Source organism: Vibrio sp. SCSIO 43136, assembly GCF_023716565.1.
Classification (GTDB): Bacteria; Pseudomonadota; Gammaproteobacteria; order Enterobacterales; family Vibrionaceae; genus Vibrio.
Genome location: NZ_CP071848.1, coordinates 2,765,927 through 2,786,007, shown reverse-complemented (window position 1 = coordinate 2,786,007; position 20,081 = coordinate 2,765,927). Strand labels below are relative to the sequence as shown.

Annotated in this window: 20 protein-coding genes, 1 pseudogene and 1 riboswitch; of the genes and pseudogenes, 15 read left to right on the top strand and 6 right to left on the bottom strand. The window is 47.0% G+C overall.

The annotated features are described in order from the left end of the window. Positions 1-8: 8 nt before the first annotated feature. On the bottom strand, positions 9-974 hold the full coding sequence (locus J4N39_RS13065) for a calcium/sodium antiporter (RefSeq protein WP_252020192.1): 966 nt from the start codon (positions 972-974) through the stop codon (positions 9-11). Positions 975-1,245: 271 nt separating this feature from the next. Between J4N39_RS13065 and mlaF the strand changes: the two genes are divergently transcribed. The 8 genes and pseudogenes from mlaF to J4N39_RS13025 all read left to right on the top strand — a co-directional run bounded on the left by mlaF (position 1,246) and on the right by J4N39_RS13025 (position 6,664). Beyond that, positions 1,246-2,049: a phospholipid ABC transporter ATP-binding protein MlaF gene (gene mlaF / locus J4N39_RS13060; protein ID WP_252020190.1), complete on the top strand. Its 804-nt coding sequence runs from the start codon at positions 1,246-1,248 to the stop codon at positions 2,047-2,049. Beyond that, positions 2,042-2,833 (top strand): lipid asymmetry maintenance ABC transporter permease subunit MlaE, encoded by a 792-nt coding sequence (gene mlaE, locus J4N39_RS13055; RefSeq protein WP_252020186.1) that lies wholly within the window; start codon positions 2,042-2,044, stop codon positions 2,831-2,833. Before mlaF ends, mlaE begins: the two co-directional genes overlap by 8 nt. Positions 2,834-2,835: 2 nt before the next feature. Beyond that, positions 2,836-3,322, top strand: a pseudogene (gene mlaD / locus J4N39_RS13050) (outer membrane lipid asymmetry maintenance protein MlaD). After that, positions 3,322-3,963, top strand: a complete 642-nt coding sequence (locus tag J4N39_RS13045) for an ABC transporter substrate-binding protein (protein ID WP_503063682.1) — start codon at positions 3,322-3,324, stop codon at positions 3,961-3,963. Before mlaD ends, J4N39_RS13045 begins: the two are co-directional and overlap by 1 nt. A 42-nt stretch (positions 3,964-4,005) precedes the next feature. Next, complete coding sequence (locus J4N39_RS13040) at positions 4,006-4,311, top strand: STAS domain-containing protein (protein WP_252020185.1); 306 nt, start codon at positions 4,006-4,008, stop codon at positions 4,309-4,311. A gap of 12 nt (positions 4,312-4,323) precedes the next feature. Then, positions 4,324-4,578, top strand: coding sequence for a BolA family iron metabolism protein IbaG (gene ibaG / locus J4N39_RS13035; RefSeq protein ID WP_252020184.1), 255 nt, complete (start codon positions 4,324-4,326; stop codon positions 4,576-4,578). A gap of 9 nt (positions 4,579-4,587) precedes the next feature. Beyond that, on the top strand, positions 4,588-5,853 hold the full coding sequence (gene murA, locus J4N39_RS13030; protein WP_252023752.1) for a UDP-N-acetylglucosamine 1-carboxyvinyltransferase: 1,266 nt from the start codon (positions 4,588-4,590) through the stop codon (positions 5,851-5,853). A gap of 82 nt (positions 5,854-5,935) precedes the next feature. Continuing rightward, positions 5,936-6,664 carry a 1-acylglycerol-3-phosphate O-acyltransferase gene (locus tag J4N39_RS13025; protein WP_252020181.1) on the top strand — a complete coding sequence of 243 codons (729 nt, stop codon included), beginning with the start codon at positions 5,936-5,938 and terminating at the stop codon, positions 6,662-6,664. Positions 6,665-6,741: 77 nt separating this feature from the next. On the opposite strand, the gene J4N39_RS13020 is transcribed toward J4N39_RS13025, so the two are convergent. Both J4N39_RS13020 and J4N39_RS13015 read right to left on the bottom strand, forming a co-directional pair. Then, a complete protein-coding gene (locus tag J4N39_RS13020; protein ID WP_252020179.1) occupies positions 6,742-7,131 on the bottom strand; it encodes a RidA family protein in 390 nt (129 codons plus the stop codon). A 44-nt stretch (positions 7,132-7,175) separates the two neighbouring features. Then, positions 7,176-7,727, bottom strand: a complete 552-nt coding sequence (locus J4N39_RS13015; protein WP_252020177.1) for a YtfJ family protein — start codon at positions 7,725-7,727, stop codon at positions 7,176-7,178. 229 nt (positions 7,728-7,956) lie between these two features. Here J4N39_RS13015 and J4N39_RS13010 point away from each other — a divergent pair, with 229 nt between their 5' ends. After that, positions 7,957-8,166 carry a DUF1107 family protein gene (locus J4N39_RS13010; protein ID WP_252020175.1) on the top strand — a complete coding sequence of 70 codons (210 nt, stop codon included), beginning with the start codon at positions 7,957-7,959 and terminating at the stop codon, positions 8,164-8,166. Here J4N39_RS13010 and msrA read toward each other — a convergent pair. Beyond that, positions 8,163-8,801, bottom strand: coding sequence for a peptide-methionine (S)-S-oxide reductase MsrA (msrA, locus tag J4N39_RS13005; RefSeq protein WP_252020172.1), 639 nt, complete (start codon positions 8,799-8,801; stop codon positions 8,163-8,165). The two genes, J4N39_RS13010 and msrA, sit on opposite strands and share 4 nt — an antisense overlap. Positions 8,802-8,906: 105 nt before the next feature. Here msrA and tamA point away from each other — a divergent pair, with 105 nt between their 5' ends. From tamA to J4N39_RS12990, 3 genes are read left to right on the top strand one after another with little or no spacing between them, the layout of a single operon-like run. Further along, positions 8,907-10,625 carry an autotransporter assembly complex protein TamA gene (tamA, locus tag J4N39_RS13000; RefSeq protein WP_252020170.1) on the top strand — a complete coding sequence of 573 codons (1,719 nt, stop codon included), beginning with the start codon at positions 8,907-8,909 and terminating at the stop codon, positions 10,623-10,625. Further along, a complete protein-coding gene (tamB, locus tag J4N39_RS12995) occupies positions 10,622-14,362 on the top strand; it encodes an autotransporter assembly complex protein TamB (protein WP_252020168.1) in 3,741 nt (1,246 codons plus the stop codon). The genes tamA and tamB overlap by 4 nt, the downstream gene beginning before the upstream one ends. Positions 14,363-14,371: 9 nt before the next feature. Beyond that, complete coding sequence (locus J4N39_RS12990) at positions 14,372-14,719, top strand: gamma-glutamylcyclotransferase family protein (protein ID WP_252020166.1); 348 nt, start codon at positions 14,372-14,374, stop codon at positions 14,717-14,719. A gap of 143 nt (positions 14,720-14,862) precedes the next feature. On the opposite strand, the gene ppa is transcribed toward J4N39_RS12990, so the two are convergent. Then, positions 14,863-15,390 (bottom strand): inorganic diphosphatase, encoded by a 528-nt coding sequence (gene ppa / locus J4N39_RS12985; RefSeq protein ID WP_252020164.1) that lies wholly within the window; start codon positions 15,388-15,390, stop codon positions 14,863-14,865. Positions 15,391-15,484: 94 nt separating this feature from the next. Next, positions 15,485-16,501, bottom strand: coding sequence for a class 1 fructose-bisphosphatase (gene fbp / locus J4N39_RS12980; protein WP_252020162.1), 1,017 nt, complete (start codon positions 16,499-16,501; stop codon positions 15,485-15,487). A gap of 333 nt (positions 16,502-16,834) precedes the next feature. On the opposite strand from fbp, the gene mpl reads away from it, so the two are divergent. The 3 genes from mpl to thiB all read left to right on the top strand — a co-directional run bounded on the left by mpl (position 16,835) and on the right by thiB (position 20,006). Then, complete coding sequence (gene mpl, locus J4N39_RS12975) at positions 16,835-18,187, top strand: UDP-N-acetylmuramate:L-alanyl-gamma-D-glutamyl-meso-diaminopimelate ligase (RefSeq protein WP_252020160.1); 1,353 nt, start codon at positions 16,835-16,837, stop codon at positions 18,185-18,187. A 9-nt stretch (positions 18,188-18,196) separates the two neighbouring features. Beyond that, on the top strand, positions 18,197-18,820 hold the full coding sequence (locus tag J4N39_RS12970) for a flavin prenyltransferase UbiX (protein ID WP_252020157.1): 624 nt from the start codon (positions 18,197-18,199) through the stop codon (positions 18,818-18,820). 57 nt (positions 18,821-18,877) lie between these two features. Continuing rightward, positions 18,878-18,971: riboswitch (TPP riboswitch) on the top strand. A 42-nt stretch (positions 18,972-19,013) separates the two neighbouring features. Beyond that, complete coding sequence (gene thiB, locus J4N39_RS12965) at positions 19,014-20,006, top strand: thiamine ABC transporter substrate binding subunit (RefSeq protein WP_252020155.1); 993 nt, start codon at positions 19,014-19,016, stop codon at positions 20,004-20,006. The last annotated feature ends 75 nt before the right edge of the window (positions 20,007-20,081 follow it).

The following is a 20,081-nucleotide window of genomic DNA, read 5'->3' as shown; positions in this document are numbered from 1 at the left end:
TAGACCTCTTACGCCGCTAGGTTAAATAGTAGGTAGCCTTGGTAAGCAAGGAAACAAGTGAAGAGTACGCCGCCTTCAATACGGTTAACGCTGCGGGATTTACCTAGAGCCATCACAACGAGTAACAGTGAAACTGCAAGCATCACCCAGAAGTCACGACCCATGGCGTGTTCGTTGAGGATTGAAGGGTTCAAAATACCCGGGATCCCCATCACCGCTAGAATATTGAATACGTTCGAGCCAATGATATTGCCAACCGCCATGTCATCTTCGCCTTTCAACACACCCGCAAGTGATGCTGCCAGTTCTGGTAGGCTAGTGCCGATAGCAATGATGGTTAGGCCAATGACAAGGTCGCTCATACCAAATGCCTTAGCAATGAAGACCGCACTATCGACCAGTAGGTTCGATGCCAGTGGTAAAAGCACTAGACCGATCACAACCCACATCGCTGCTTTTAAGTTGGGTACATCTTGAGGGATCTCAGACTCTTGTTCTTCGACGAACGCATCGCCACGCTTCTTTTCATTTTGGCTAATTTTGAGCATGGTAATGATGAAGGCGGCAAATAGCACAAACAGTAGAGCGCCTTCGTAGAAACCTAAGTAGTTGTCATACATTAGAAGGCCCGCCAGAACGGTCACAACGATCATCAATGGCAGTTCACGACGAATCACAGCTGAGCTGATGGATAGTGGCTTGATCAGCGCGGTGATACCTAAAATTAAAGCGATATTGGCGATGTTTGAGCCCAGAACATTACCCACAGCCGTATCGGTTTTTCCGTCAAGCGCTGCGGTCGCAGAGACCATCATCTCAGGCGCTGATGAACCCATAGCAAGAATTGTCATGCCGATGACTAGAGGCGATATTCCCATATTCTTGGCCAGTGCAGCCGCACCGTACACCAATTTATCCGCACTCCAGACGAGCAGAATTAAGCCCACAATAAGTAGAGCAACAGCTTCAAGCATGACTTTCCCTTAAATTACGTATGATATGAAGACGAGTTAGCGGCTAATTTTGACCGTTCGCGAACTAAAATGGAAGTCTCAGCGTAGAAAAAACCAAGACGAACTCTGTACAAGCACATCAATCTCCCGTCGTTTGTGCTGAGTGAATTATTAGTGAGGTAAATATAGCGTAAATTATCTAGCTTCTGCGTCGGTATACTTTGAACTTGAGCGACATTGTGCTTATGATTGCCGTTCAATTAGAATAAATTCAATATCTATCTGGGGTTATATGTCGACTAAGGATCTGGTTAACATTCAAAATCTCTCTTTTTCTCGAGGCGAGCGAAAGATATTTGATGACGTCAGCTTGACCGTTCCTAGAGGTAAAATTACCGCAATTATGGGGCCATCAGGGATAGGAAAAACCACTTTGCTGCGCCTGATTGGCGGGCAAATCGCCCCTGAACGTGGCTCGATAAACTTCGATGGCGATAATATTCCCACTTTGAGCCGCTCTCGTTTGTACCAAGCTCGTAAGAAAATGAGCATGCTGTTCCAATCTGGGGCGCTTTTTACCGATCTTAATGTGTTTGATAACGTGGCGTTCCCGCTACGTGAGCATACTGACCTTGATCAGGAGCTGATCACCACCATCGTTACCTTAAAATTGGAAGCCGTCGGCTTACGTGGTGCAGCACAATTGATGCCTAGTGAGCTATCAGGGGGCATGGCAAGACGGGCTGCCTTAGCGCGAGCGATAGCGCTTGATCCAGAGCTGATTATGTACGATGAACCTTTTGTCGGTCAGGACCCTATCACCATGGGGGTGTTGGTTACTTTGATCGATAGCCTTAATAAGGCCCTTGGGTTGACCTCAATTGTTGTGTCTCACGATGTACCAGAAGTGATGAGCATTGCTGATAACGCTTATATCTTGGCGGATGGTAAAGTGATTGCGCACGGTACACCACAGCAGCTTAGAGAGAATGAAGATCCGCGAGTTCAGCAATTTTTGCAGGGCCATGCTGATGGCCCAGTGCCATTTCGTTATCCGAGCCAACCTTTAGCACAGGAGCTATTTGCAGATGATTGATCTGGTGATGGAAAAGGTTGCAAGAATTGGTCATAGAACCCTGTCTCTATGTGAAAGCTTTGGCCGTGCTAGCTTAATGCTCGTGGGCGCTTTGGTGCATAAGCCACAACCGTTAAAGAATCTACCACTGTTGGTAAAGCAGCTCTATAGCGTGGGTGTTCAGTCGTTAGTGATTATTATGCTCTCTGGACTCTTCATTGGTATGGTACTTAGCTTACAAGGTTATGTGGTACTGGTGGACTTTGGCGCAGAAGGAGCGTTGGGCCAAATGGTTGCACTCTCGCTGCTTAGAGAGCTTGGGCCAGTGGTGACGGCGCTGCTGTTTGCTGGGCGTGCAGGCTCTGCATTGACCGCAGAAATTGGTCTTATGAAAGCGACGGAACAATTATCAAGTTTGGAAATGATGGCGGTCGATCCACTTAAGCGAGTGATCGCACCTCGATTTTGGGCTGGTTTTATTTCGATGCCATTGCTGGCGTTTATTTTCATGATTGTCGGTATTTGGGGCGCTCAGCTGGTCGGTGTGGATTGGAAGGGGATCGATTACGGCAGTTTTTGGGCCTCAATGCAATCGAGTGTCGAGCTTGGGCAAGATATCGGTAACAGTTTGATAAAAAGCATGGTGTTTGCCATTAGCGTCACCTGGATTGCTTTGTTTAACGGATATGATGCGATCCCAACGTCTGAGGGGATCAGTAAGGCAACAACACGTACTGTGGTGCACTCGTCTCTAGCGATTCTAGGACTGGATTTTGTGCTGACCGCACTTATGTTTGGAAATTAATTATGCAGCAAAGCAAAAAGTTAGAACTTACGGTTGGCGCATTCGTACTCACAGGTATGATTGCTGTGCTTATCATGATTTTCGAGGTGGCCGATGTGAAAAGCTTTGGTCAAAACGACAGCTATCGCTTGAAAGCGCAATTTGACAACATTGGTAGCTTGAAACCTCGCTCACCAGTCAAAATTGGTGGTGTGGTAGTTGGGCGCGTTGCGCAGATCGATCTCGATAAGCAGTCGTATGTACCGATTGTTACCTTGGAAATAGACCAGCAGTTTGGCTTTTTTCCAGAAACTTCAAGTGCTCAGATCCTGACATCTGGGCTGATTGGTGAACAGTACATAGGTTTTTCCTGGATTTGTCGATGAAGATATCGATATGCTCGGGGATGGCGACTACATCGAAGATACAAAGTCGGCATTGGTGCTTGAAGACCTTATCGGTCAAGTGTTGTATCGAGTCGGTGGTGATTCAACAGGGGAGTCATTGTAATGAAAAATTGGATCTCAGCAGTATTGATGTTGGTGCTGAGCTGCGTCTCATCTGGGGGGCTGGCTCAAGAGAAGTTTGATCAAAAAGATCCTTATCAAATGATGCAGCAGGTTGCTGAAAAAACCTTTAACCGCCTGAAAAATGAGAGAGATCAGATCCGTGAGCAGCCAGAACTCTTAAAAGTAGTGGTTGAAGAAGAGCTGATGCCTTACGTCAACTATCGTTACGCGGCACTTAAGCTTCTAGGCTCAAATTTTAACAAGGACAACAAAGACGAAGTGCTGGTATTTATCGATGCTTTCCGTAATTACTTAGTCACTTCGTATGCGCAAGTGTTAACCCAGTTCGATGATCAGGAAATTATCTTTGAGCGTGCTCAGTCAATTCCTGAGGGTAAACGTATCACTGAAATTACAGTAGAGATCGTTGATAAGCCAAATCCAAACATCAAGCTCGATTTTAAATTACGTAAAGACAAAAAAAGTGGCGATTGGGCGGCGTTTGACATGGTAGCCGAAGGCATTAGCTTACTTTCTAGCAAGCGCTCAGAGTGGAATACTAGTATTCGTCAAAAAGGCATTACTGCGGTTGCAAATGAGTTACAAGCACAGTCGGAGCAACCGATAGTGTTTAAGCAGTAGTCGTGACAATTCAGTTGGCAGCAGGCGAAGGAGTGCAAATCAATGACTTCAGTAATTGAGTGGATTTCTGACAAGGAAATGGCGCTCAGTGGTGAGTTAGACAGAGACTCTGTACCAGAAATTTGGAAAGCTCTGACCAAAATTAAACATAACCAAGCCCGACTTGAAGTAAGTTTAGAGCAGGTCTCTCGCGTCGACTCTGCCGGACTTGCGATGTTGATACAGCTAATAAGGCATGCAAAAAAGCAAAACTGTCATATAATGCTCTGTTTTGTGCCTGAGCAACTTCGTACCTTGTGTCGCTTAAGCAATGCCGAGGCCATATTGTTTGAACATATTAAAAGCTAACAGGGGTTTTCCGTGGACAGCGTAGAAGTAAAAAAATTACTGGATGAAGCACTGAGCTTAGAAGAAGTGCATGTAAAAGGAGAAGGCAGTCACTACGAGGTTATCGCAGTGGATGCATGCTTCGACGGTATGAACCGTGTTAAAAAGCAGCAACTGATTTACGGTCCACTTTGGGACCACATCCAAAGCAATGAAATTCATGCGATTCAAATCAAAGCCTATACCCCAGCAGAGTGGGCACGCGATAAGAAGTTGATGTCGTTATAAAGGTTTATGATGGAAAAGTTTCGAGTAACGGGTTCTTCAACCCCACTGTCGGGTGAAGTATCTATTTCGGGTGCAAAAAATGCTGCCCTACCAATTTTGTTTGCATCAATTCTGGCGGAAGAGCCAGTAGAGGTGGCAAACGTACCAAAACTGCGTGATATCGATACTACGATGGCATTGCTGACTCGTTTAGGCGCAAAAGTTGAGCGTAACGGTTCGGTACACGTGGATGGTCGCAATATCGATAACTATTGTGCGCCCTATGATTTGGTGAAAACCATGCGAGCTTCTATCTGGGCACTTGGTCCATTAGTGGCGCGCTTTGGTCATGGTCAAGTTTCTCTTCCTGGTGGTTGTGCTATTGGCGCTCGTCCTGTGGACCTACATATTCACGGTCTAGAGCAATTGGGCGCAAAAATCACTTTAGAAGAAGGTTATGTCAAAGCTGAAGTCGATGGTCGTCTGCAAGGTGCTCATATTGTCATGGACAAGGTGAGCGTTGGTGCAACCATTACTGTGATGTGTGCTGCTACCTTGGCAGAAGGTAAGACGGTTCTCGACAATGCAGCTCGTGAACCAGAGATTGTTGATACCGCTGAGTTCCTAAACACCTTAGGTGCGAAGATTTCCGGTGCAGGTACTGACACCATCACCATCGAAGGTGTTGAGCGTCTCGGTGGTGGTAAGCACAGTGTTGTGGCGGACCGCATTGAAACGGGTACTTTCCTTGTTGCGGCGGCGGTTTCTGGTGGCAAAGTAGTGTGTCGTAACACCAAAGCGTCGTTACTCGAAGCCGTGCTTGCCAAACTTGAAGAGGCAGGGGCTGATATCGAAACGGGTGAGGACTGGATCAGTCTTGATATGACCGGACGTGAGTTAAAAGCAGTAACGATTCGCACTGCGCCGCACCCGGGTTTCCCAACAGATATGCAAGCACAGTTCACCTTGTTGAACATGATGGCCAAGGGTGGTGGTGTTATCACTGAAACCATCTTTGAAAATCGATTCATGCACGTGCCTGAGTTAATGCGCATGGGCGCTAAAGCCGAAATCGAAGGCAACACGGTCATTTGTGGTGATGCTGAAGGATTGAGTGGTGCTCAGGTGATGGCAACTGACCTTCGTGCGTCAGCAAGCCTTGTGATTGCGGGTTGTATCGCCAAGGGCGAGACCATTGTTGACCGTATTTATCACATCGATCGTGGCTACGATAAGATTGAAAATAAACTGGCTAAGCTAGGTGCAAACATCGAGCGCATCAGCCAGTCGAGCTAAGTAAACTAAAATAAAAGCCGAAGCAGGTTTCCCGCTTCGGCTTTTTTCAATTTGGCGAAAACGCCTAGGTTAGGGATCAGAAATGATTGCATTACTTCGTATTATTGCTGTGGCGATCTTTGCCGTAGTGATGTTCGTGTTTGGTTGTGGCTACTGCTTGCTTAGCCCTCGTAACCCTAAACACGTTTTTACCTTTGGTCGCATGTTCGGTGCGATGCATAGGGTATTTGGGATTAAGCTTGAGCTGCGTTTGCCGGAAGATGCATACGAGCGTGGTCAACATATCTATATTGCCAACCACCAAAACTCTTGGGATCTGTTTACGGTCTCTTCAGCAGTGACACCAAAAGTGGTGACTGTCGGTAAGAAGAGTTTAGTTTGGCTGCCTCTGTTTGGTCAGCTGTATTGGCTGACGGGTAACATCTTGATTGACCGTGCCAATCGCAGCCGCGCTATGGGTACCATTTCTCAGGTGGTCGATAAAGTGAAAGAGCTTGGGGTGTCTGTATGGATGTTCCCAGAGGGCACACGCTCTCGCGGTCGTGGCTTATTGCCATTTAAAACCGGTGCATTTCATGCTGCCATTGGTGCTGAAGTACCTGTGATCCCAATTGTGTGTAGTACTACCCAAGGCAAAATTAAACTGAACCGTTGGAACAACGGTCATGTGATTGTTGAAATGCTGCCACCGGTGAGCACTGAAGGTTATGATAAAGACGATGTGCGCAAACTTGCCGATGTGTGTCGTGAGCAGATGAAGAACAAACTTGAGCAGCTTGATGCGGAAGTAGAAGCTCGTAACAACGCTTAATATCAAGTCATGTGAAATCAAAAAGGAGTGCTCGATGAGCACTCCTTTTTTAATGGCTTTAGATTGGCCAATAGCAATTACTTGCGTACCGCAATCGCTTCAATCTCAATCATCACATCTTTTGGAAGACGTGCTACTTCAACACATGAACGAGCTGGGTAGTTAGCCACTTTATGTTCGTCAAAGAATGCACCGTAAACTTCGTTCACTGCACCAAAATCATTGAGGTCTTTAACAAATACTGTCAGCTTAACGATATCGGTCACGCTAAGGCCAGAGGCTTCGACGACCGCTTTTACGTTCTCTAGTGACTGACGAGTTTGATCCGCAATTGCCTCAGGCACTTCGCCAGTTTGAGGGTTGACAGGAATTTGACCAGAAGTGAGCACCATGTTTCCAAGGTCTACCCCTTGAGAGTATGGGCCGATGGCTGCCGGTGCAGATTCAGTATGAAGGATCTTTGTCATGGTAAATATCCAAAATATTGGTTAGGTGAATAGAAGCTATAGAATTACAGGTTCTGTTCTACAGTTGCAAGCACTTGTGAGATCTCAGCTTCAGTGAGTGCACCTTCTTTAGCAAAAAGTACAGTACCTTGCTGATCGACAACAAAAATTGCTGAGCTTTCTTCTGCCAATTCCCACGCCTTAAATGCAGTACCATCTTTATCTAGCACAATAGAAGACCAGTTGAACTCTTTTTTGCTGTCTTCTGCTGATGATTTAACGAATGAACTTGTGCCCCACATTGCGTCATCTTGGTTGATGACTGTTGTGGTTTGGTATTTATCGTTTGGAAGCTCCGCTGCAATGATTGCGTCAATAAGTGGAGCGTTCAGTTTTTTGGCACTTTTACGTCCTGCAATCGCTTGTACTACGCGTACTTTACCCGTTAGGTTTGCACTGTCCCAAGCTTGGTAAGCGATTTTGTCACCTTCTAGCATCAGTTCACCGTGTTTCGCAACACTAGCTGCAGGAATGGTTTCACCCACAGTCAGGTTATGCGCCATAGTCATAGATGGCAGAGTGCACATCATTAGTGCAAGTAGTGATGTTTTTTTCATATTGTTTTCCGTTATTGGAGAGCGAATTTATATTGATTTATTAAGGACAAAAGGTCTCTAAGCCTTTATTTATTGCCCTGCTATAAAGCGTAGCGCATCTTTGCATAATTGATAGGCGAGCTGAAGATAAATTGGCGTTAAACTTGCAGTGGAATGACCAGAGGATATTAAATTGTCGTTAATTTGGAGCTCACAAGGTCGATGAACTGGACTCCAAGAGGAAGCTGCAATGGACAGAGTGTTTCAAAATTATCACCCAAATCAAATTGCTAAGTTTGTGAAGGTGCTGTTTAAAGGGTCGTTCTTTATTGCCAATATTGGTCTTTTTTATTTTGAGAAAGGCAAAGTATTGCTGCCAGATATTCGCAATAAGAAAAAATTGGCGGTAATGAAAGAGGTCAACCAAGTGATTGACCTGCTCTCGAATCCTGCAACTTAGTCTTGGTTGAGGCTTGGTGGCAGACAAATGCCTGTGCCGCCAATGCCGCAGTAACCCTGTGGGTTCTTGGCTAGGTATTGCTGATGATACTCTTCCGCTAGGTAGTATTCACCTTTGAGTAAGATTTCAGTGGTGATTGGGCCTAGCCCTTGGTCTTTAAGCGCCTGTTGATAGGCCTGTTTGGATGAAATACACTGCGCTTCTTGCTGGGGTGAAATGTAGATGGCAGAGCGATATTGTGTGCCTAGGTCATTTCCTTGACGCATACCTTGAGTTGGATCGTGGTTTTCCCAAAATAGTGTCAGTAATGCGTTGAGATCAGTTTGGCTTGGGTCGAATCGCACTCGCACCACTTCAGTGTGCCCAGTTTGGCCGCTACATACTTCCTCGTAGGTTGGATTAGGGGTGAAGCCGCCAGCGTAACCAACGCTTGTGGATACCACGCCCTCGTGCTTCCAGAACAGACGTTCTGCTCCCCAAAAGCATCCCATACCAAAGACGATCTCTTGTTGTTCGTTATCTAACGGTGCGGTAAGATCGCTTTGATTCACAAAGTGTTTCCCACTTTCTAAAACGGGTGCAGTTCGCCCAGGTAAGGCGTGCTGTGATGAAATCATGGCTTGCTTATCTGTCATGGTCTCTTCCTTGATGATTTTCTCACAGTGAAACACTCTTTTCGTCGTTCACTGTGGTACATTTTTGTAAACTGATATCCCTCGTTGTAACACACAAGCTCAAATATGTTAAATCTCAACTTACGCCAATGTTTATCTCTAGCCTTGTTGTGCTTCCTTCCTGGGGCGTATGCTAATGTAGATCTAACCGTGAAAGGGTTAAATAGTGAACTGCAAGCCAATGTAGACGCCTATCTTGCGGCTATTTCCCCTGAAGAATATTCAACTTCACTACGCTTCCAGTCTCAGGTGGAAGATAACGTTAAAAAAGCGCTCAAAGCCTTAGGGCATTACAACCCAAAGATCCATTTTGAAGTGAAAGAAGAGCCTGCAGCACTGAATGTCAACGTTGATGCTGGCCCTGTAACTCGCCTTAGCCAAGTCAACATTTTACTGATGGGTGAGGCCGCAAGTGACGAAGATTTTGAACAAGTGGTATCTTCCTCCCCAGTAAAGAAAGGCGCCACACTTAACCACAGCCAGTACGATGCGCTGAAGTCGAATTTAAGAAACTTAGCGCTGCAAAAGGGGTATTTTGAGGGCGAGTTTGTTGAAACCGCACTCAAAGTGGTGCCGTCAAAAAATGAAGCTATCGTTGACGTCATCTACGATAGCGGTATTCGCTACCAATTTGGTGAAGTGACCATCACTGGCAGTCAAATCCGTCAAGACCGAGTCGAATCCTTGGTGCCTTTTAAGCAAAGTGATGACTATCAGGCTAAACAAGTCGGTGAACTTAACCAAAAGCTCTCCAACACGGATTGGTTCTCGTCGGTGCATGTGGAACCAGACCTATCAGAAGTGGGCTCTACTCGCGAGCTGCCGATCAATATCATTCTTGCACCTTCTTCGACCAACCAAGTGGAAACGGGCCTAGGCTATTCCACCGACATCGGTGTGAAAGGTACCTTAAAATGGACCAAACCTTGGCTTAACGACAGAGGCCACAGTTTTACCAGTAACCTGTCAATTTCAGAACCTGAACAGCAGGTGACCATGGGGTATAAAATTCCCCTAGAAGATGTCTTGGACGATTACTACCAAATCCAATACGGTATGAAGAACACCAATAAAGAAGATACAAAAAGCTTCGAGAACAATATTGCGGTTGAAAGACACTGGAAGCTAGATTCTGGCTGGCATCGCACCTTGTTCATCCGTTATCTATTTGAAGACTACACCCAAGGTGAAACCAGTAATATCTCTAAAATGTTGCTACCGGGTATCTCCTTCTCCCGCATCCGCAGTCGTGGTGGCTCAATGCCTTACTGGGGGGATAAGCAAGTCTATACCCTAGAAGCTTCTGACAAGCACGCAGGCTCCGATGCAGGGATCGTGCGTGCGCAAGCAGGCATGGCGTGGATTCGCAGTTTAGGTCAAAACCATCGCGGTATCGCTAGACTCGATGGTGGTGCCATCTACACTGATGATTTTGATAAAGTACCGCCGTCGCTGCGCTTCTTTGCGGGTGGTGACAATAACCTGCGTGGTTACGGCTATGAGTCTATTTCCCCTAAAGACAGCTCTGACAGCCTGACGGGTGGTAAATTCATGGCCACGGGTACACTTGAGTATCAATACCGCTTGGTGGGAGATTGGTGGGTTGCAGCATTTTTTGATGCGGGTGACGCATGGAATACCACGCCAGATTGGCAATATGGTCGAGGTGTTGGTGTCCGTTGGGCATCACCTGTAGGTCCGATCCGATTAGATGTGGCTTGGCCGGGAGATACGGTGCAGTTGGATGATTATCGTATTCACTTTACTTTGGGGCCTGAGCTATGAGTCGTCGTTGGGCTAAATGGTTTGTGCGTTTTGCGATTGCCGTACCGAGTACAATACTGCTCATTTTGCTGCTTATTGGTGGGTTAGTGCTCACCAACCCTGGCTTAAAAGTGATCACTTGGGCGGGACAAAAAGCGCTACCACAGCTTTCGATAGGGAAAGCTGATGGAGCTTTACTGACCGGGATGTCTTTGCATCAAGTTAGCTTTCAGGACCCAGATCTTTTTATCGAGCTTGATGCTCAGCAAGTCGTGCTCAATCTTAATTTGCAATGTTTGATGACACCGGAAATCTGCATCGATGAGCTGGCGCTTGTTGGGCTGGATTTCGCATTAACTGACGTAGCGCCAAGTGAAACACCTGCGGTTGAATCTGAACCTGTCACCGAAGTGGTGTTACCGATTCCGGTGACAGTTAAAAACATTAAGTTCAATGATATCGCTCTTAATATCTTGGGTACCCAAGTAAACTGGCAGCAGTTTGAAAGTGGCATTGTCATGAGCGGACGAGAGGTGACACTCTCCCCAACCACTTGGCGTAAAATCCGACTGGCGCTGCCTGCGAGTGAAGCTCCAGAAGCAGAGCAAGAGCCAGCACCAGCTACAGCCATTGAACTGCCAGAAGTACTCATCCCAGTCGATGCGCGTATTGAGCAGCTCGACATTCATGACTTTGTTCTAGAAGGCGAATCACCAGTGGTGGTGAACTACGCCGGATTGAAAGGCTTTGCTGCGGATCACTATGTTGAAATCGATAAGCTTGCAGTAGATATTCCTGAGCTTGATGCCCAACTACACGGCCAAATCACCTTAAACCACGGGTATCCTCTTGATGCTTCTTTGAGTGCGAAACTCAAGCAAACAGACTTAGCTGGACAGACGCTTGCGCTAGATGCGACAGGCAGTGTAGAAAATCTTGGGCTGGATGCCTCGTTAGGTGGCGTGGTTGAGGCACTGCTTAAAGGAGAGTTATCCCCACTCGACCCTAAATTGCCTTTTGATGCCAGCTTATCTAAGGTCAAGTTGCAATGGCCTTTGACTGGCGATGCCGATTACCATGCCAAGGTGGGGCGTTTTAATGCCAAAGGCAGCTTAGACGGTTACCAAATCGATGGCGACTTGGCAGCCCAAGGTAAAGATATTCCTAATTTGGACCTGCGTCTGGCAGGTAAAGGCGATCTTGGCCAAATCGATCTCAAGTTGGTCAAACTGGAAACACTGGGCGGTAAAGTACTCGGTGAACTCTATGCTGGCTGGAAAGAGCAGGTTAACTGGCGTGCCAACCTGCAATTGGAAGAGATCCAGCCTGGGCTGCAATGGCCGCAAGCAGAAGGCTCCATTAGTGGGTCGCTGACCACCGATGGGCACTTAACTGAAAATGGTGGCTGGTTTGTCAACCTGCCGTTGGTGGCCTTGCAAGGAGAGCTAAGAAACTACCCGCTCAAGTTGCAAGGGGACATACAAGCACAGGACCCAACTGGATCTGGAGAGATAGAGCTAGTCACTGATAGCTTGAGCCTAGCGCACGGCCCCAACACTGTGTTTGTAAGTGGTCACTTAGATAAAGAGTGGCAGCTGGATGTTTCTTTGCATTTACCTGAGTTCGCCAAGTCGCTGCCGGAATTGCAAGGTCAAGCTGAAGGTGAAATCGCCATTCGAGGTGAGTTTAAGCAGCCAAAAGTGAGAGTGAATCTAGGGGTTGATGAACTTAAATATCAGCAGCTAGCGCAAGTCGAATCGCTTAAGCTCAATGGTGAAATACAGCCACTTCCTGTACCAACAGGTAACATTGACTTAGTGGTAAATCAATCTCTTATTGAAGGCCAAGCGATTGACTTAGTTGCACTATCTTTCTCTGGCAATGAAGACCAGCACAGCCTAGATCTGAATGTTCTGTCAGACATTGTGAGTACCCACTTACTACTGAGCGGATCGCTTGAGCAAGAGCCGCTGAAGTGGCAAGGCGCACTTGAGGTTGCAAAAGTGAAAACTGAGCAAGGCGTGTGGACGCTCGACCGTGCCACCGGACTTGGCTTTGATGGTGTAACCAACCGATTAGCCCTCAAAGCACACTGCTGGACTCAAGCTAACGCTAGCTTGTGTCTAGAGCAGGATGTCGAGGTCGGTGAGTCAGGTGAAGTGCAATACGCTCTTAATCAGTTCGATTTTTCCCAAATCGCCATGTTCGTGCCTAAAGCCACAGAACTTAGTGGAGAAGTGAATGCAAACGTATGGGCTAAGTGGGCACCTGATCAGCCACCGCAAGTCAAAGCTCATGTCGATTTACCCAAAGGCCAAGTGGTACAAAAACTTGATACGCCTTTGACCTTGGGCTGGAATGAGATCGGACTTAGCGCAGAACTCAAAGATGATGTTCTGAGCACTGGCTGGAATATCGATATCGTTGATAACGGCGTTGTCAGTGGTCAAGCATCGATAGCTAATGTACAGTCAGAACAGCATAGTATCGATGCGGCGTTAGATATTAAGCAGATCCATTTGGGCATGCTAAAGCCTCTGATAGGAGAGTTTAGTCAAGCCGATGCAAATATTGACTCATCTCTAAAGCTCTCCGGGCCAGTGGCTCACCCTAAGGTGTTCGGTCAGTTGGTAGTTAATCAGATGGTGGTTAACGGTGATGTCACTCCGATTGATGTGCAAGAAGGCGAGCTAGTGGTGCGCTTTGATGGCTATCAAGGTGACGTAACCGCAAATATTCAAACACCAGATGGCGTGCTTAAGCTCGATGGTAGTGGTAATTGGGCGCAATTAGACGCGTGGCAGACCAAGCTAAGGATCTTTGCCGATGAGCTAAGCGTCAATTTGCCACCCATGGTGCAAATGAAAGTGATCCCAGATATGACGATCTCAGCCAACCCAGAGGTGGCAAAAATTGATGGTCAAATATCTTTGCCGTGGGCTCGCATTGAAGTAGAAGAGCTGCCGGAAAGTGCCATTGGTGTCTCGAGTGATGAAGTGTTGCTCGATGACAATTATCAAGTGATCCAAAATGAAAAAGAGCTGCCTTGGAACATTGAAACCAATATCAGAGTACTGCTCGGGGATGACTTTAAGTTAACCGCATTTGGTCTAGAAGGCTTGCTCAATGGCCAGCTTCAGGTCAGTCAAAAAGACAAAGGGCCTTACGTTGTTGGTGAAGTGAACATCAAAGACGGTACCTATCGCTCTTTTGGTCAGGATTTGGTGATCAATAAAGGTAAGATTTTGATGAATGGTCCGGTGGATCTTCCTTATGTCTCCATTGAGGCGATCCGTAACCCAGATAATACTCGTGATGATGTGACCGCGGGTATTCGGGTGGATGGCCCGGCGACTGAGCCAACAGTGACCATTTTCTCAGACCCGTCATTACCACAGGCGAATGCGTTGTCATACTTACTGCGTGGCCAAGATATAGATGCAGAGACGGGCGGTAACATGATGACAACCACCTTGATTGGTCTGAGCCTTGCCAAAAGTGGACGAGTGGTGGGGGAGATAGGCCAAGCATTTGGTGTGCAAGATCTGCAGTTGGATACCGCAGGTTCCGGAGATGACTCGCAAGTGACAGTGAGTGGGTATATCCTACCGGGCTTGCAGGTTAAGTATGGAGTTGGCATATTTAACTCATTGGGTGAATTTACCGTACGTTATCGCTTGATGCAGGACCTCTATTTAGAGGCAGTATCAGGCACAACCAGTGCGGTAGACTTACTTTACCAGTTTGAATTTGACTAAGGAGATGGTATGGAACATCTAGTATTTGTGTATGGCACCTTGCGCCAAGGCGAGCCCAACCACCATTTCTTAGAGGGTTGTGAACTGGTTGCGCAGCATCGTACTGCGCCAAGTTATGCTTTGTATGACCTAGGCCCTTATCCTGGACTGATTGAAGGTCAGCAAGAGGTGAATGGTGAGATTTATCGTATCTCTCCTGAGGTTTTGGTTCGCCTCGATCATTTAGAAGATGTGCCTTATGAGTATCGTCGCGAGAAGATCGATACGCCGTATGGCGAAGCGTGGATTTATCTATACCAAGATAAAAATGCCCTCTCTGAACGTATCGACTCTGGGGATTGGTGCCAGCGATTTTAGGCTGTTTAGCCATATATTACTCTGAGGGTGAAGGCGGGCTTTAGCTCTCCCCCTTTTCAAGGGGGAGTTGGAGGGGGTTAAATCGCCAAGCCTATCCGTTTGTTGAAGTGTTTGAGTATTTCAAACTTAGGTTAATGCTAGCACTAAGGGTTCGCCCGCTTATACGAACTTTCAATCTCTTCCCGTGCGGCTTGCACGTCTTCCCAGCCTTCAACCTTGACCCATTTTCCCGGTTCAAGTTCTTTGTATCGCTCGAAAAACTGATTGATCTGCGCTTTGAGTAACTCAGGAATATCACCTACATCTTGGATGTGGTCGTACTCTTTACTTAACTTGCTGTGCGGAACAGCAAACACCTTGGCATCTTCTCCTGACTCATCACTCATTTTCAGCACGCCGACAGGACGACAGCGGATCACCGACCCAGGTAGCAGTGGGTATGGGGTCGGTACGAGTACGTCGACCGGATCGCCATCAAGAGAAAGCGTGTCATTTACATAGCCGTAGTTACATGGGTAGAACATTGGCGCTGCCATAAATCGATCGACGAACACGGCGCCAGTGTCTTTATCGACTTCATACTTAATAGGGTCGGCGTTGGCTGGAATTTCGATCACGACATAAATATCGTCTGGGAGGGATTTCCCTGCAGGGATGTGCTTGAGGCTCATTGGCTTTCCTTTGCTTTACTTTTCAGTCGGGTTGTACAAAGTGTAGCCGCTTTTGGAGATAAAAAAACGGCCGCCAAGGCGACCGTTTTCACTTTTAGTCCATATCGCGATAGAACTCTAAAAAGGATTCCACCTTTTTCACCATGTTCTTTGAACCTACGAAGAATGGAACGCGTTGGTGCAGTTCGGTCGGTTCAATGTCTAGGATGCGACGGAAACCATCCGAGGCCTCACCACCCGCTTGTTCAGCTAGGAAAGCGATTGGGTTGCACTCGTAAAGTAGGCGCAGCTTGCCATTTGGGTGCGCTTGTGTGCTCGGGTAAAGGTAGATACCGCCTTTGATCAGGTTACGGTGGAAATCAGAAACTAGAGATCCGATGTAACGAGAGGTGTATGGACGACCTTTTTCAGGCACGTTTTCCTGGCAGTACTTGATGTACTTTTTCACCCCAGACGGGAAACGAATGTAGTTACCTTCGTTGATTGAGTAAATCTGGCCATCTTCAGGGGTCATCATGTTCTCATGAGATAGGCAGAACACCCCAAGTGATGGGTCATAAGTAAAGCCATGCACGCCTTTACCCGTGGTGTACACCAGCATGGTTGATGAACCATAGATGATGTAGCCTGCTGCTACCTGCTTGTTGCCCGGTTGAAGAAAATCTTCTTCAGTAGGTGTGGTGCCGATTGGCGATACACGGCGGTAGATTGAGAAAATAGTACCGACAGACACGTTTACGTCGATGTTAGATGAGCCATCGAGTGGGTCCATCAACACCACGTACTTAGCGTTTTTGTTCAATTCTTTGTTGAACACTACCGCTTCGTCTTCTTCTTCGCTTGCTACACCACATACTTGGTCACGAGCTTCCAATGCCGCTTTGAATTTGTCGTTGGCATAGACGTCAAGTTTTTGCTGGGCTTCACCTTGAACGTTATCAGAGCCCACAGCGCCCATGATGTCGACCAAACCTGCCTTGTTGATCTCACGGTTTACAATCTTTGCAGCAAGTTTGATCGAACCAAGCAGGGAAGACAGCTCGCCGCTAGCATGGGGAAAGTCATTTTGTTTTTCGACGATGTATTCACCGAGGGTGCGAATATCTGACATCTTTTATCCTTTGCAGTCAATATTGGGGGATTTCTGACGTAACTCACTTGAATGGGGAAGGGCTCTAAGCCAAGATAGGCGGAGCTCTAGCGATGCACTTGGTATCGCAACAGTCAGTAAACATCAGTTAAGGTCGGCATACCTTCTAAAGAGGCTTATTCGCCAACTCTCATATTCTATCGCCCTGATCTTTTTAATGGTAATGAAGTAACTGGCTTGTTACGCCGGTGTTTATATCTTTCTCGCTAAAATTTATGCCAATTCTCTTCAGGGCGTTGGCGAGTGTTTTTCTACCAAATTGTATGACAATTGGTAAGTACAAGGATCGCATTTATGCATATTCATATTCTCGGAATTTGTGGCACATTCATGGGTGGGCTGGCAATGTTGGCAAGACAGTTAGGTCATCGAGTGACAGGTTGTGACGCAAACGTTTACCCGCCCATGAGTACTATGCTTGAAGAGCAAGGTATTGAGATCATACAAGGGTACGATCCGGTGCAATTGGAGCCCAAGCCAGATTTGGTGGTGGTTGGCAACGCAATGAGCCGTGGAAATCCGTGTGTAGAATATGTGCTTAATCACAACATTCGCTATACGTCGGGCCCGCAATGGCTGCAAGATCATTTGTTGCATGACCGCTGGGTATTGGCTGTATCGGGTACTCACGGCAAGACGACAACCTCGAGCATGTTGGCATGGATTTTAGAGGATTGCGGCTATCAACCAGGTTTTCTGGTTGGTGGTGTTTTAGGCAATTTTGGTATTTCGGCGCGATTAGGCGAAAGCATGTTCTTTGTGGTCGAAGCCGATGAGTATGACAGTGCTTTTTTCGACAAGCGTTCTAAGTTTGTTCACTACCACCCTCGCACATTAGTACTCAACAACCTAGAGTTCGATCATGCAGACATCTTTGACGATCTTGAAGCGATCAAGCGACAATTTCACCACTTAGTGCGTACAGTACCCGGTAACGGTAAGTTGTTATTTCCTGCGCAAGATACGGCAATTGAAGATGTTTTACACCGAGGTTGCTGGTCTGAAACCGAGCAATCAGGGGTAGAAACTGGCTGGCAAGCCAAAAAACACCATCCTGACGGCAGTGATTTTGATGTTTATTTCGAAAATTCGCTGGTTGGACGAGTTAAATGGGATCTTGTTGGTGAGCACAACGTAAATAATGCACTGATGGCGATTGCTGCGGCACGTCATGTCGGTGTTACGCCTGAGTTAGCTTGTGGTGCATTGGCTCGCTTTATTAACACTAAGCGTCGATTAGAGCTTAAAGGCGAACAAGGTCAGGTCAAAGTGTATGACGACTTTGCCCATCACCCAACCGCTATCGAGTTAACGTTGCAAGGACTGCGGGATAAAGTCGGCAGTGAACGAATTTTGGCGGTATTTGAGCCTCGTTCAAGTACGATGAAAATTGGTACTCACAAAGATCAAATTGCAGACTCATTGGCAAGCGCTGACCAAGTGTTTTTATTCCAGCCAGACATCGGTTGGCAGGTGACAGATGTTGCACAGCAGTGCCAGCAGCCCGCTCAAACGAGCGATGATATTGACCAGCTGGTGCAGAAAATTGTCACAGCGACCAAACCGGGTGACAACATTCTAGTGATGAGCAACGGCGGATTTGGTGGTATTCATCAAAAGCTGCTCGATGCGCTAGCAACCAACTAAAATAGAGTTATGAAACGAGCAGATAAAGCCATCACCTTGGCATGGACTGGAGCCTCTGGGGCTCCTTACGGAATCAAGTTGTTGCAAAGTTTGATTGCTGCAGATTATCAAGTGTTTCTACTGATCTCATCTGCAGCTCGAGTCGTGCTCGCAACTGAGCACGGACTTAAATTGCCCAGCGGACCCGACGCAGCAAAGCAGGTCCTCGTGGAGCATCTTAGCTGTGATCCAGACAAACTCGTGGTGTGTGGAAAAGAAGATTGGTTTTCTCCAGTGGCATCAGGCTCGGCTGCACCCAAGCAAATGATAGTCTGTCCGTGTAGCGCAGGCAGTGTTGCCGCTATTGCACATGGCATGTCGGACAATCTAATAGAGCGCGCCGCAGATGTGGTTATGAAAGAACGTGGCCAGCTGATCTTAGTGGTTCGCGAAACCCCATTTTCAACTCTGCATCTTGAAAATATGCACAAGCTATCGCAGATGGGCGTAACCATCATGCCAGCCGCCCCTGGCTTCTATCATCAGCCTCAGTCTATCGATGATTTGATCGACTTTATGGTGGCGCGCATACTGGACCACCTAGGCATTGAACAAGGTTTGGTCGGGCGCTGGGGCTATGATCAACGTCAATAATTGATGTGGCTGATAGGTTAATAAAAGATTACAATGTGACATTCTTAAATCGGAATTAAGAACTCATTGGGGTGCTGCGTGTAGCGGCTGAGAAAATACCCATCGACCTGAACCAGATAATGCTGGCGTAGGAATTGAGTGATCATCTCTCAACCCTGTGCCGCTCACCTAACGCAAAGGATAGGAGCGAGCAGTGAAAAAAACACTGACTGCGGTAGCGTTGACTACCATGTTCACTTCGGCTGCCATGGCAGCTACACCCACACTAACGGTATATACCTACGACTCATTTGCTGCTGACTGGGGCCCGGGCCCGAAAGTTAAACAGGCTTTTGAAGCTCAATGTGGCTGTCAGCTTGATTTAGTCGCACTAGATGACGGTGTATCGATTCTTAACCGTCTGCGTTTGGAAGGTAAAAATACTAAGGCTGACGTGATCTTAGGACTAGATAACAACCTGGTTGCTGAAGCAAAGCAAACGGGGCTGCTTACTGAGCACCAAGTTGACACCAGTAAACTGGTTCTGCCTCAAGCATGGAATGACAAGACATTCGTTCCGTATGACTACGGCTATTTTGCGTTTGTCTACAACAGCAAAAAATTGACCAACCCACCAACAAGCTTGAAAGAGTTAGTTGAAGAGCGAGACGATCTTAAGGTGATTTACCAAGATCCTCGTACCTCTACACCGGGCCAAGGTTTGATGTTATGGATGAAGCACGTATACGGTGACGACGTTTCTGCAGCATGGCAGCAACTTGCTGCTAAGACAGTGACAGTCACTAAGGGCTGGAGTGAAGCTTACTCTATGTTCTTAAAAGGTGAGTCTGATATGGTGCTGTCTTACACTACCTCACCGGCTTATCACATGATTGCTGAAGGTGATTTTGACTACGCTGCGGCCACCTTTAAAGAAGGCCACTACATGCAAGTCGAGGTTGCGGCTAAGGTGAAAGCCAGCAAACAACCAGAGCTTTCTGAGCAATTTATGCAGTTCATTTTAAGTGACGGATTCCAAAATGCGATGCCAACAGGCAACTGGATGTATCCAGTGACTACGGTTGAGCTTCCAGCAGATTTCTATCAGCTGGATTTGCCAAAAACGCCACTGAGCTTTACGGCAGAAGAAGTCGCCACCGAGCGCAAACGCTGGGTACGTGAGTGGCAAAGTGCGTTGGTAAATTAATCGGTTGAGGTGTGGCTTGTACAATCAAGCTCGCACCTCGAAACTTAACTATTTGACCATGCCTATTGCATGGTC